The following is a 13,507-nucleotide window of genomic DNA, read 5'->3' as shown; positions in this document are numbered from 1 at the left end:
CTGACCCATTTATTTTTTATTTTTCTCCAAATATGTTAATGTAGCTGCTCCTAATACTTTAGCAGCAATTAACATACCCTTTTCGTCAATGTTAAATTTCGGATGATGGTGTGGATAGGTTTCGCTCCACTCTGGGCTTTGGCCGCCTGTGTTGAAAAACGCCCCTTTCACATGTTCCAAATAGTAGGCAAAGTCTTCGCCACCCATTAGCGGCTCGATTTCCCTCACAGCGGTAACACCAGGAACGGTTTCAGCAAGATTCGCAACGAACTCCATGTCTTCCTTATGATTGACAAGGGCAGGATAGCCTTTTTGATATTCATAACGGTATGTGCAATCAGCAGCAAGACAGGTTCCTTTTATAACCCTTTCAATTTCCGCTTCAATAAATTCCCTTGTACTTTCTTTAAAGGTTCTAACTGTCCCCTGAAGGAAAGCCGTATCGGCAATCACATTCGATGCATTTTTCGCTTCAAATGAACCAATTGAAATAACGGCTGAATCGAGCGGATCGACTCGGCGTGAGACAATTTGCTGAATAGTACCGACAAGCTGTGCTCCAATCACAACACTATCTTTTGTTAAATGAGGCTGGGACCCATGTCCGCCGCGGCCTTGAATTTTTACCTTGAAAAAGTCTGCTGCTGCCATCATCGGGCCAGTCCGGTATTCAATCGTTCCAACAGGGGTTGGGGACCAAATATGCTGGCCAAAAATGACATCGACACCATCCAAACAGCCATCTTCAATCATTGCAATCGCGCCGCCTGGGAGAAGCTCCTCTGCGTGCTGGTGGATAAAGACGACATTTCCTTCGATTTCGTCCTTCATGCAGTTTAGTACTTTGGCGAGTCCGAGAAGGGTTGCCGTATGGCTGTCGTGTCCGCATGCATGCATGACGCCTGGCACTTGAGATTTGTACGGAACATCCGTCTCCTCCTGAATGGGCAATGCATCAAAATCGGCACGTAAGGCTACTGTCTGTCCAGGTTTACCGCCATGCAGTGTAGCAACAACACCATTGCCGCCAACGCCTGTCCGGACTTCATGTCCCAAATTCCGATGATACTCAGCAATATATTTGGCTGTATTCTCTTCCTGAAAGGAAAGCTCAGGATGTTGATGTAAATATCGGCGAATCTCCACCATTTCCTCGTATGCCTGATCCAATAATTCATAAAGCTTGTTCATTTCATTGACCTCCTATATATAAAAAAATTGCTGTTTATGTTTTTCCACTATACTAAAGAGTATAAAATATCTGAAAATTATATCAATGTACGATTGCACAATAAAATTACTCATTTACTGTATACTAGTCCATAGGGAGGTCTTCTACATGAAAAATCAGCATCTTTACACCTTTCTTTGTAAAAAATTTAATCCAATGCCTTTTCAAATTTATTTTTTTAAAAACAGAAAGCAATCACCTCAATTGCTATATACAAATAATGAAACAACACCTAATCACTTTACGATGCTGCTCGCTTCAGTAACAGACACCATCTCGATTCAATTTGATGGGAACCAAACGGCAGTTTCTTTTTACTACTCAGAGCACAATCAGGTCCTTCTCACTCTTTCAAGCCCTAACGTGAACCTTTCTGAGCAAGAACTCGAACACCTGCATGTGATGTTTTCTTTTCTTGCGACGGAAAATACTTTACGGGAGAAAGAAGCGGAACTTGCCAGCATGATCGAAAGCAGTCTGACAATTACATCCTCACTAGAGCTTGAAGAGGTGTTAAATAAAATCATTACGCAGGCCCTAAGTGTCATTCCTGCGGCAGATAAAGGATACCTGCAGCTATATGATGAAAAAACAAATGAATTAATTCCACGTGCAGCTGTCGGATACAACGAAAAACTTCAGGCGGTAAAAATCAAAAGCGGGGAATCGATTACCGGAAAGGTCTTTCAGGACCGAACACCTGTGATGTATGAATCACCCTCTGAGGTGTTCAAAGAGATGAAAACGATCACAAAGGGAAATTTGACGATTTTTCAAAAATCAATTGATTTTTTGCAAATAAAATCAATGATTGCCATTCCACTGATCTTGGAAAATAAAGCAATTGGAGTCATGGCGGTTCAACAATTTAACACAGAGGGAAAATTGAGAGAGCGCGATTTCAGCTTATTACAAGGATTTGCCGCCCAAGCAGCAATTGCAATTCAAAATGCCAAGCTTTTTCAAGAAAAGAATGCCCGGTTGGCGGAAATCACTAATTTAACACGAGAATTAGAAGATAAAAATAAACTGCTTTTAAGGCGGGCGGAAATTCATGAAACGTTAACACAGCTTTCCCTGCAAAATAAGAGTGTCGAATTCATCATTCTTGAATTGAACCGCATGATGAACAGTGAAATCTTCTTTTTCGATCATCTGGATATGGAGCTTTTTCCAAAAAAGAACATTCCTTCCTCTTATTTAAGCAATGATGAATTCTCAAAAATTCTAAGAACAAGAAAAAGGCCTTTCTTAATGAAGATTGTGGATGGGAGCGAAATCGAATACTATGTGTATCCGATCCAGTCGGACCGTGTAACACTTGGCTGTTTTTTCGTCCCGTTGCGGGAACCGATTTCCCAGCAGGATAAAATGACGATTGAGCAGGCCAGTTCCGTTCTGGCATTGGAATTAACGAAACGAAAAACCCAGGCAGAGGTATACTACAAAAAAACACATGAATTATATAATGAATTGCTGCAATATAAAGACCCATCAGCCTTAAAGGAAATAGGCGAATTATTAGGGTTGAATTCGCAATCACATTTTTCTGTCATATTCGTTGAAGTGGTCGCATATCAGGATTTACAAACATTAGAAGCGGTGATCCACCGCTTAATTTCCCAATTAAAGCGGCGGATCTCAAGCCAGGGGACCTTGATTTTTGGATTCCATAATAAAGTGACCATTCTTTTCTCGACCCAGCACACACACGAGATAAACGAATGGGTCCATTCGCTTCATTCTCTGTTAGTCAAGTGGAGTGATCGCGAGGAAATGCCTCTTTATGCCGGACTTAGTACCCCGCAGGAAGGAATTCAATCGATTGTGAAGTGTCATGAGGAAGCAAATAAATCCTTGGCTTATTTGATCAGCCGAAAGCAAACAGGAATGATGGATTATAAGAAAATGGGAATCAATCGGTTATTTCCGACAGGATCCTCTCCGGAAATTGAGCGCTTCGCCGAAGAAATTCTAGCGCCGCTTCGTACGGAAAAAGCCAGGAATAATGATCTGGAGAAAACACTTATGACCTATGTAAAATGCAATAAATCGATGATCGAAACGGCTGATACACTTCATATTCATAAAAACACACTTTATAACCGTATTAAAAAAATCGAAGAACTGCTCGGCCTAGAGTTTCACAACCCGGAGGATTACCTGCAGATTCTATTAGCCTGCCATTTCCAGGAAGATCTTTTGCTTTCACGAAGGAATATAGGAGCTCTGATAGAGTAGGATTTCAGTGGAAGAATAAGACAAAAAACAAAGTTGATAATTATTTTCATTATCTATATTAATGCCGCCTCAATTGCTGTTTAAAACAAACCTTTTATCTTAATAAACATGTTATCGACAAAATTCGGGTGGTGACAGGCACCACCCGAATTTTGTCGATGAAACTTTTCTAGCACATCGTTCGTAGGAATATTCATATAGAAGTTGGAAGGGATTGGGTTTATGGGAAATATGATTTTGTTTACGTTTATTATTGGTGTTGTTTCGGCGGTTATTTTGGTCCCTTTTAGGAGTCCGAAAGGGAATGCTCCAAAAGCTCGAGGTTTGGTGGTGGGTTTGATTGTTTTTATACTTGCTATTTTCGCATTCTTTTATTTTTCAAACCTAGATCGAAATTTATCCGCCATATGGCCGCTGGCAATCATCTTAACTGCGGCCGGGACAGTTCTTTCCACTGGATTGGAACAAAAGATTAAAGCAAGCCTGTTTTTGGGGAGCCTGGCCCTGGGCATTTACTTTCTTACGGCCTTTTTATTTAATGCCAACGAAAAATATACAATTGCCAAAATGACGGAAAAGGGTGAAATTAAAGCATTTGATGAGCATGAAAAACCGGCAAGCGTCCCGCCGCAATTTGCCCGTAACAAAATGAAAAAGGCATTTGGACAGGTCCCGAACACAAGTTATTATGAACTGGGTAACCTGCAAATCCAAAAAGTGAACGGGGACTATGTTTATATTGCTCCCGTTGAATTCTCGGGATTTTTCAAATGGTGGAAGGGGTCAGAAACGCCAGGTTATTTTTCCTTAAGCGCAACTGATTCATCAGCAAATCCGAAGTTCATAAAGAAAGAAATGATTTATACCCCTTCTTCTTTTTTCAATAAAAATATTGAACGGCATATTCGCCTGGAATTTCCCAAAAAGATTTTCTTCGGTGATGTCCAGTTAGAAGTCGATGAGGATGGGACACCATACTATATTCGTTCCTACGGTGATTTCATCTCTGCTCGAAATGGTTTTAACGTGGAAGGGGTTGTTTTAGTTGACGCTAAAACCGGGAAAACAAAGGAATATTCATTAGATAAGGCTCCAGATTTTATTGATGGCGCTGTCTCACCGGAGGCTGTCAGCCTGCAAAACAGTTATTTTGGCAACTTTATTCATGGCTACTGGAATAGTAAATTTGGAAAATCAGATGTGAAATTGCCTTCTGATGAGGGTACAGAGGCCAATGTCAGTCCGATTTTTGATGAAAATGGAATCATGTATTATTTCACAGACTTCACCAGCCTGAAGAAAAATGTCGACTCAATGCTCGGTTATTCGTTGACAAATGCAAGGTCGGGCAAGGCAACCTATTATACGGGAAACCCGGAAGAATCGTATATGGATTCCCAAGGAGCCCTGCAAATTATTGAGAAAAAATTCATTGAGAAAAAGTGGGAAGGAAAAATGCCAATCCTTTATAACTTTTTTGGAGAGGCAAGCTGGTTAACCCCTGTCCTTGATTCCAATGGATTTTTACAAAACTACTTTATCGTTTCAGCAGCAAATCCAGAAATTTCCGCCTATGGTTCTACGCCAAACGATGCCTTAAAACAGTATAAAACAGCCTTACAACGTGGCAAAGGAACGGTTGACGGCAGTTCAAAAGCCGATCAAAAACAGGTCAGCGGAACCGTCCTTAGAGTGTACAAAGAAAAATCAGGTGACTTCACGGTCGTTTCCTTTCTGCTCAACAATCGCCATAACTTTATTCTCTCATCTGAAAAGGAACCACTCATCATCTACCTAAAAGAAGGAGATAAAGTAAAACTAACCTACTTAAATACTGAGGAACAATTCCTTCCGGTGAAGGAAATTAAGATTGAAGGACTTCAATAGTGCATTCGACAAAAAACGGGTGGTGACAGGCACCACCCGTTTTTTGTCGAATAGGTATTTTTCATTAAGAATGCATCTTTTGCGTCTATTTATATAAGTACATTTTACTATTTTTGTTAAATTTACTAAATATTTATATTCCATTAAATGTAACTTTACAATTCTCCTATAAGTTTAGTACGAGTACATAACTTATAGGAGATGAATGAAAAATGAAAAAGAGTTTAGTAGCGGGAATTGCTTGTCTTTCTTTATCATTATGCTCAGCTGCTCCATGGGCAGTTCTAGCAGCACCTCACCAAACCGTTGCAACTGACAATGGACAATCTACCTTACAGCCAATCACCTCTGATGTAGCGGTCATTGCCCATCGGGGAGCCTCTGCATACGGGCCGGAACACACACTGGCTGCATACAAAGAGGCAATTAAAATGAAAGCTGATTACGTGGAATTTGATTTACAAATGACCAAGGACGGTCAGTTGATCGCCATGCATGATGAAACATTGGCGAGAACGACCAATGCAAAGGAATTATACCCGGACCGTGCACCTTGGCGTGTGAAGGATTTTACCCTAGATGAGATTAAACGCCTTGATGCCGGTTCATGGTTTAATGCCGCTCATCCGGAGTTGGCGAAGAAAGAATACACCGGGCAGCATGTTCCTACTCTTGACGAAGCGATTCAATTTGTGAAAAAGCATGGGAATGGAAAAGTCGGCCTCTATATGGAAACAAAAGCACCAGATGTTTATCCGGGAATGGAAGAAAAATTGATTGAAATCTTGCAAAAAAACAAGGTGCTAGATAGCAAGAATCTTTTTCTGGAATCATTCAGTGAAGACAGCCTGCGCAAGTTGAAAACATTGGCGCCAAATGTAAAGCTGATTCAGCTATATACGGGGGCGATGCTGAAGGGTAAAGATGTTTATCAGGAGTTCAAACGAGTTTCTGATTACGCCGCTGGAGTAGGGCCTAGTAAGGAACTCGTTGTTCCAAAATTCATGGAGGCTGCACACCAAAATCAACTGCTTGTGCATCCATGGACGGTGAATTCTCAGGATGATTTAGCATCCCTTCTTTCCCTCGGGGTAGATGGCGAGTTTACCAATAATCCTGATAAGATGGTTGAACTAACGGAAAAGCCATTTATTTCTCATGGCGTTGCGAGTGGCGATGTCACCGATACGTCGGCGATTCTATGGGCAAGGACAAATGACGCAGCAAATGTACAATTTGAAATTTCTACGGACAACAGCTTTAAAAAGCCGTTTATCGTAAAAACTGTTCATGCTGAGGTCGAAAATGATTATGCGGTAAAGGCTAAAATTGATGGCTTAAAGCAGGATACTACGTATTTTTACCGTGCTCATGCTATTTCCAGTAGCTATACCGTGAACGGATCATTCAAAACGGCACCGGCTGGAAACAGCTTAAAACCGTTGACCATGGTCTGGGGCGGCGATACGGGCGGACAGGGAGAAATCCCGCCGTATAACTCCTTTAAGGCGATGTCCGCTTTAAATCCGGACTTCTTCCTGTTCAGCGGTGACACGATTTATGCCGATAATAAGACACCGGCTGTGCCAAATCCTCCATCACAAACTGTTCAGGATTTCTGGGCAAAATATAAGGAGAACCGTACGGACGCTGGATTACGTAGCTTACTGCAAAAAACGGCTACCTTCTCGATTTGGGATGATCATGAGGTGACCAACGACTTTTCGGGACCATCTCAGCCATTGACACCGACTGGCCTTCGGGCATTTGAAGATTATTGGCCGATTTCGAATGAACGCAGTGCAGCGGACAAGCTTTATCACACCTATTCTTGGGGCAATACCCTCGATATGATGATTTTGAACAACCGCGGTTACCGTGATCCAAATACTCAGGCAGATGGTGCGGATAAAACGATGCTTGGCGAGGAACAGTTAGAGTGGCTGAAGAAGCAGCTTCTTGAATCGGATGCCAAAATTAAACTGGTTGCTACTTCTGTACCAATCTCTGTTCCAACTGGAAAGGCAAATGCCAGGGATGGCTGGGCAAATGGCAATCAAGTAAACCCAAATGATCCGACCGGATATGAGAATGAGTTCAAAAAAATCTCTGATTTTATTATGGAAAAGGGAATTAAGAATGTATTCTTTGTTACGACGGATGTTCACTTTGCTCAAGTGATTAAATATGACGCAAATCAAGACGGTAAAGCCGATTATCATGAGCTGATCAGCGGTCCAATCGGCGCAGTAAAAATCAACCCCGGAACATTGGACCCAACCTTCAGCCCGGAAAGCATGTACGCAGAAGGCAACTTCTTCAACTTTGGTGTATTTAAAGTAGATCCAGCAACAAACATAGCTACAGTGGAAATCCGCGATGAAAATGGAAAAGTTCATTTCAGCCATGACTTCCAGCTTGAAGATTAAGAGTAATCGACAAAAATCGGGTGGTGCCTGTCACCACCCGATTTTTGTCGATTTTAGATTTTCCGCAAGACGGCGCGGACTGGGCTCCCGTCGGCTTCTACTAATGGAAGTGGAAGTGCGGCAAGTTCGTATTCTCCCGATTCGATTTGATTTAGGACTAGGCCTTCAAGGATATGGATTCCGTGCCGAGTTAGTTCGTGGTGAGCGGTGAGTTCTTTGCTGTCAATCGGGTCGACGGATGGCAGGTCGAGCCCAAGGAGACGGACTCCGAATCTAGCTAAATAGGAGGCTAGTTCGGGTTCAATCTCTGGAATCGCGCTTGGGAACTCCTGGCGGTCCTCCAAGGAATCGGTTCGGATTAGCAGACGAGTAACCCCGCCAAGTTCGTAATCGGATAATTCCTTTATTCCGATTGATGTTGGTTTTGGCAGATGAATCACCTTTGCAGGGCCAATATAAAGATTCACATCGAGATCGATGACCTTCTTACCCTCATTATCAAAATGGAACGGTGCATCAATATGGGTGCCGGTGTGGGTGCTCATCGTGATTTGTCCGACATTAACCGAGCCGCTTTCTTCCTTACTCCAATTAACTTTGTATGTAAATGGGGTGTCACCCGGCCAAACTGCAATTTCGTTGTCGAGCGGTTGTGAAATATCAATCCAAGGATTCATGTAAGAATTCCTCCTTATATTTGTATTTTTTCTTGAAATTTTAGCCCCGAAACGCAAATATCACGCAAAGCGGTCCTCCCATCAACAGGAAGACCGCCTCTTACATCCTACAGCTTCGTCCGTAAACTCAACAACTCAGGGAAAAACTGCTGATCGAGTACTCTTTTTAAATACGTTACCCCAGACGAACCGCCCGTTCCCATTTTGTTCCCAATAATTCTTTCCACCGTCGTCATATGATTAAATCGCCAAAGTTGCTGCTGGTTACCGATATCCACCAACTTCTCTGCCAGCTCATATAAATCCCAATATTGATCCGGATTGCGGTACACAGTCAGCCACGCCGCCTCGACACTCGCATTTGGCTCATAATTTTGTGACCAATCCCGGTTCAGGGCTTCTTCATCAACCGATAACCCGTGCGCCACCAGCGCTGAAATCGCGGCATCATAAATACTCGGCTCGTTTAGAGCCTCCACCATCACCGGATACAGCTCCGGCTGATGCTGATAGACGGCAAGAGTACGAGCATTCTTGTTTCCAAGCGCAAACTCAATCAAGCGATTCTGATAGGATTGGAATCCAGAAGAGTGACCCAATTTATCGCGGAATTGCATATACTCAGACGGGGTCAACGTCGAAAGAACACTCCATGACTGAATCAACTGCTGTTGAATTCGCGATACCCGCGACAACATTTTAAACGATGGCTCCAAATCATTTCGACGGATACACGCAATCGCTGCATTCATTTCATGCAAAATCAGCTTCATCCATAGCTCACTTGTCTGATGAATAACAATAAACAGCATTTCATCATGGTGATCTGAAAGGCGGTGCTGGCTCGATAAAATTTTATCAAGGTGGAGATAATCGCCATAAGACATATCCTTTTTAAAGTCTAATTGAATGCCTTTTTCTAAGTTTTTATTCTCTGAGTTTTCCATTTTGTTGACCTCCTAATTAATCCTCTATCACAATATCCTGTTGGGCAGCTGCCTCCACCCTTTTTTTATGAAAAAAGAAATACACAACCGTTAAAAACACCAGCCATGGGATGCCGAACTGAAGCAAAATTTTAAAAGGCGTAAACCAAGTCGTAATCATTAAACTCACTAACAGAACCGCCCCAATAATGGTCAAATAAGGAAATCCAATCATTCTCACCGGCAGCTTGCGGCCGCCTGATTTTTCCCACATTTTTCGAAAAAATAAATGCGAGATAAAGACCATAAACCAGGTGAAAATTGCGCCAAACATCGATATACCCATCATAAAGGCGTACGAAGTTTCCGGGAACAAGGCACTAACAACAGCTGCTACAATAATTCCCATAGCTGAAATCGCTAAGGCAGATGATGGCACTCCTCTTTTATTGACCCTTCCAAAAACGGCCGGAGCAAATTTTGACTGCGATAAGGAAAACACCATTCTCGTCGATGCATACAATTGACTGTTCATCGCCGATAATGCCGCGGTTAAAATAATAAAATTCATAATTCCGGATGCACCAGGGATATTCAAAATTTCCATTACTTTTACAAATGGGCTTTTATCGATGCCTGCATTTTTCCAAGGAACAATCATCAACATGATAGCGAGCGTTAAGACGTAAAAAGTAGAAAGACGGAAAACGGTTGCCTTCAAGGCTTTTGGCACTGCAACATCGGGATCTTTCGCTTCACCAGCGGTCACGGCAATCAATTCCGTTCCTAAAAAGCTGAACAATGAAATGAAGATGGCGATCCAGACGCCTTTAAAGCCGAACGGAAGAAATCCCCCGTCGTTCGTGAAATTTTCAGGTCCAATTTTGGCAGCGCCAGAGGTGGATCCAAATAAAACATAGGCTCCTAGTAAAATAAAACCGATAATTGCACTGATTTTAATCATTGAAAACCAGTATTCAAAGGTGGCAAAGGTGTTTACACTAGTGGCATTTACATAAATAAGTACAGCTCCAAACAGCAAAATCCAGACAATCCCCGGAACGGTTGGGAACCAGTATTTCATATAAACGGCAATCGCACTGACTTCGACGCCGACCGCGAGTACATTGGCAATCCAATACGAGTAGCGGACAAGATATCCGGCCATCGGGTGAATGTATTTTTCGGCAATTAGTCCGAACGATCCTGAAGATGGGTGTGCAACGGTCATTTCCGCTAAACAACCCATGAGCAGCAGAACAATAAATGCCCCGACCGCATAACTAATCAGCACGCCAGGTCCTGCCGTACTAATCGCGAGACCGCTGCCGAGGAATAGCCCGGTCCCGATGGCGCACCCCATCGCAATCATCGTCAACTGCTTTGTTTTTAACTCCCGCTTTAATCCCTTTTCCATCTTATTCTCCATACGTCCCCGCCTTTCCTTTGTAGGAATCGATTTTTGAAAGATCCTAGAGTATATCATTGAATTTTATCCGCGAATTTTTAGGTTTTATCCGCGAATCAATCTATGCTACAATTTCCCGCTCATTCGCAAACTTCTCATATTGCTTTTCAACCATAATCTTTTTCAAAATTTGAACCACGTTCCAAACATCTTCATAGGAAGTATATAGCGCAATCGGGGCAAGACGGATCACGTTTGGTGCGCGGAAATCTGGGATTATCCCGTTTTCCTTCAATGATTTACAGATGCGTGCCGCTTCCGGATGCTCCAGGCAAACATGGCCGCCTCGGCGTACATCATTACGCGGATTGCCAATTTCAAACCCAAGACCCGCCAATTCAACTTCAATCAAATCCATAAAATATTGATTAATCTCAAGCGATTTTTTTCGAATATTTTCAATTCCCGCTTCAGCATAAATTTCCAGAGAGCCAAGCAGCGGCGCCATACTTAATACATGTGGTGTGCCAATTTGATAAGCTCCCGCCGTTTCAGCAGGAGTGAAAGTATGCTCAAGGTCAAACTGCTTATCCTTATGGGAACCAAACCATCCGGCTAATCCAGGGTTCGCGCCAAAATGCTTGCGGTTGACGTACAGCCCGCCAACACTTCCCGGTCCGCCATTCAAATATTTGTAATTACACCAATAGCCAAAATCAACATCCCATTCACTGAAAGAATGTGGAATCGCGCCGACAGAATGGCAGCCGTCAAAGCCAATTAAAATCCCGCGTTTATGGGCTTCCTCGGTTAACCGCTTCATATCAAGGATTTGCCCGCTGCGATACTGTACCGTTGGAAGAATCACTAACGCAACCTCATCCGTCATTGCTTCAATGATATCCTCTTCTTCAATCAGGCGGCCATCGCGGCTTTTTACACGAATCAAATGCTGTTCCGGATCAAATCCGTGGATACGCAGCTGGCTTTTTAGTGCATAAATATCGGTCGGAAAATTCAACTCATCGGCTAAAATTTTCGTCCGCTTTCCTTGCGGCTGATAAAAGGTCGCCACCAGCTGGTGAAGATTGACGGTCGTGGAACCGGTTACAATTACTTCATCAGCAGATGCGCCAACTAGTGGTGCCAACCTTTCTGCTAATCTCTCAGAAAGTGCAAACCATGGATGGTTTCCCATCGTCCAGCCGTCAATTCCATGTTCTTTCCAATCCTCGACTGATTCGAGAAGGGTTCGTTCCGCCCGCTTCGAAAGCAGCCCCAATGAATTTCCGTCCATATAAATCGTCCCTGGCTTTAGATAAAATTCCTCGCGAAACTGCCTTAGCGAGTCCCCCTTGTCCAACTGTTTAGCGTATTCTAAAGTTGGTTGTATCATTATGATCTTCCCCCTTTTTATTACTTGAAGAAACTATACCAATAAATATGACATCATGTCAATATTACGATTCTGAAAATTGTTAATGTTGTAACCACTTTCATTTTTCGAAAAATCCTTATATGCTTTATGGTAGAGAGTACGGGGGGATACGGATATGAATGAGAAACATGATGTGATTGACAAACGCCATTTGCGTTCGATAAAGACAAAGCAAAAGCTGTTGGAAGCAGCAAAAGCGGTGTTTCTTGAGGAGGGCTTTCAAAAAGCAACGATTTCGCAAATGATTAAAAAAGCGGGGATTGGCTATGGCACCGCTTATGTTCATTTTGAGGGAAAAGAGGAAATTTTAATGGTTTTGATGGATGATGTCATGGAAAAATTCTATGACATTGCCGAGGTTTCCTTTTTACCACAAACAAAGGAGGAAGCCAGGCAGATCATCCTACAGCAAGCAACTGCCTTTTTAAAAATGGCCGAAACCGAACGAAGCATGATGCAATTGTTCGAGCAGGCCATCGGGATTTCCCCTTCGATATCAGCCAAATGGAAAGAGATCCGCGAAAAATTTATCCAACGAATCTCAAAAGATATTGCCTTCGCTCAAGCAAGAGGCCTAGCCCGACCCGAACTAAACCATGGACTCGTCGCCCGAGGCTGGTTCTTCACCAACGAAATGTACCTATGGGAAATCGTCCGCAACGAACACCTTGGCACCGTCGAAGAAATAGCCGGAACCATGACCGCCGTTTATGCGAACGGACTTTATATATAGGGATTCGACAAAAATCGGGTGGTGCCTGTCACCACCCGATTTTTGTCGAATCAAACACCCCTTGTAATAATTTGTTCAAACCTTTATTACAGATTTGTGAAACAGTGAACAAAGAACTCTCATTTCAAGATAAACGGATTATAATATAAGTGTAATCAAGTTATTAATAATACTTTTTCTTAAAGGGGTCCTTTATATGTTTAGCAAATTTTTAAGAGAGAACAAAGTCGCTGCTGCCTTTCTTACAGTCATCCGCTTATATCTTGGATATGAATGGATGATGGCCGGTCTTCACAAACTTACTGGTGGATTTGATGCTTCTGGCTTCCTGAAAGGTGCAATTGCCAACCCTGTCAAAGGTCCAGATGGAAGCATTGTTTACGCCACTTACGTTGGATTCTTAAAACACTTTGCACTGCCAAATGCGGACCTTTTCAATACAATGATTCCATTAGGTGAGTTCCTTGTTGGTTTAGGATTGATTCTAGGTTGCTTAACAACTGCCGCTGTATTCTTTGCTTTAGTTATGAACTTCGC

At 42.7% G+C, this 13,507-nt stretch carries 10 protein-coding genes; 5 read left to right on the top strand and 5 right to left on the bottom strand.

Annotated features, from left to right (window positions below):
* Positions 1-9 precede the first annotated feature (9 nt).
* Positions 10-1,191 (bottom strand): M20 family metallopeptidase, encoded by a 1,182-nt coding sequence (locus tag M028_RS0121950; RefSeq protein WP_026575756.1) that lies wholly within the window; start codon positions 1,189-1,191, stop codon positions 10-12.
* Between the two features lie 148 nt (positions 1,192-1,339).
* Here M028_RS0121950 and M028_RS0121945 point away from each other — a divergent pair, with 148 nt between their 5' ends.
* From M028_RS0121945 to M028_RS0121935, 3 genes are all read left to right on the top strand, one after another.
* Positions 1,340-3,472, top strand: coding sequence for a helix-turn-helix domain-containing protein (locus M028_RS0121945; RefSeq protein WP_026575755.1), 2,133 nt, complete (start codon positions 1,340-1,342; stop codon positions 3,470-3,472).
* A gap of 222 nt (positions 3,473-3,694) precedes the next feature.
* The gene (locus M028_RS0121940; RefSeq protein WP_026575754.1) at positions 3,695-5,359 is read left to right on the top strand and encodes a hypothetical protein; all 1,665 of its coding nucleotides are present in this window, start codon (positions 3,695-3,697) and stop codon (positions 5,357-5,359) included.
* A 212-nt stretch (positions 5,360-5,571) separates the two neighbouring features.
* Positions 5,572-7,788, top strand: coding sequence for a glycerophosphodiester phosphodiesterase family protein (locus M028_RS0121935; protein WP_026575753.1), 2,217 nt, complete (start codon positions 5,572-5,574; stop codon positions 7,786-7,788).
* Between the two features lie 53 nt (positions 7,789-7,841).
* On the opposite strand, the gene kynB is transcribed toward M028_RS0121935, so the two are convergent.
* From kynB to kynU, 4 genes are all read right to left on the bottom strand, one after another.
* A complete protein-coding gene (gene kynB / locus M028_RS0121930; RefSeq protein WP_026575752.1) occupies positions 7,842-8,465 on the bottom strand; it encodes an arylformamidase in 624 nt (207 codons plus the stop codon).
* A 107-nt stretch (positions 8,466-8,572) separates the two neighbouring features.
* Positions 8,573-9,412 (bottom strand): tryptophan 2,3-dioxygenase, encoded by an 840-nt coding sequence (gene kynA / locus M028_RS0121925; RefSeq protein ID WP_026575751.1) that lies wholly within the window; start codon positions 9,410-9,412, stop codon positions 8,573-8,575.
* A gap of 16 nt (positions 9,413-9,428) precedes the next feature.
* A complete protein-coding gene (locus M028_RS30760) occupies positions 9,429-10,820 on the bottom strand; it encodes an amino acid permease (RefSeq protein WP_035424530.1) in 1,392 nt (463 codons plus the stop codon).
* A 100-nt stretch (positions 10,821-10,920) separates the two neighbouring features.
* Positions 10,921-12,195: a kynureninase gene (gene kynU / locus M028_RS0121915; protein WP_026575750.1), complete on the bottom strand. Its 1,275-nt coding sequence runs from the start codon at positions 12,193-12,195 to the stop codon at positions 10,921-10,923.
* Between the two features lie 157 nt (positions 12,196-12,352).
* Here kynU and M028_RS0121910 point away from each other — a divergent pair, with 157 nt between their 5' ends.
* Together M028_RS0121910 and M028_RS0121905 are read left to right on the top strand one after the other, a co-directional pair.
* Entirely contained in the window at positions 12,353-12,970 is a 618-nt protein-coding gene (locus tag M028_RS0121910) for a TetR/AcrR family transcriptional regulator (RefSeq protein WP_026575749.1), read from the top strand.
* A 196-nt stretch (positions 12,971-13,166) separates the two neighbouring features.
* Positions 13,167-13,507, top strand: a 341-nt coding sequence (locus M028_RS0121905; RefSeq protein WP_442852799.1) for a DoxX family protein, incomplete at its 3' end; no start/stop codon positions are given.

It is taken from the genome of Bacillus sp. UNC438CL73TsuS30, assembly GCF_000482325.1.
Classification (GTDB): domain Bacteria; phylum Bacillota; class Bacilli; order Bacillales; family Cytobacillaceae; genus Neobacillus.
This window is presented reverse-complemented; position numbering and strand designations above follow the sequence as displayed.

Coding starts and splice junctions, on each gene's coding strand:
- M028_RS30760 (WP_035424530.1), bottom strand. CDS start 10,820: ATGGAGAATAAGATGGAAAAGGGATTAAAGCGGGAGTTAAAAACAAAG.
- M028_RS0121950 (WP_026575756.1), bottom strand. CDS start 1,191: ATGAACAAGCTTTATGAATTATTGGATCAGGCATACGAGGAAATGGTG.
- M028_RS0121935 (WP_026575753.1), top strand. CDS start 5,572: ATGAAAAAGAGTTTAGTAGCGGGAATTGCTTGTCTTTCTTTATCATTA.
- kynU (WP_026575750.1), bottom strand. CDS start 12,195: ATGATACAACCAACTTTAGAATACGCTAAACAGTTGGACAAGGGGGAC.
- M028_RS0121945 (WP_026575755.1), top strand. CDS start 1,340: ATGAAAAATCAGCATCTTTACACCTTTCTTTGTAAAAAATTTAATCCA.
- kynB (WP_026575752.1), bottom strand. CDS start 8,465: ATGAATCCTTGGATTGATATTTCACAACCGCTCGACAACGAAATTGCA.
- M028_RS0121940 (WP_026575754.1), top strand. CDS start 3,695: ATGGGAAATATGATTTTGTTTACGTTTATTATTGGTGTTGTTTCGGCG.
- kynA (WP_026575751.1), bottom strand. CDS start 9,412: ATGGAAAACTCAGAGAATAAAAACTTAGAAAAAGGCATTCAATTAGAC.
- M028_RS0121910 (WP_026575749.1), top strand. CDS start 12,353: ATGAATGAGAAACATGATGTGATTGACAAACGCCATTTGCGTTCGATA.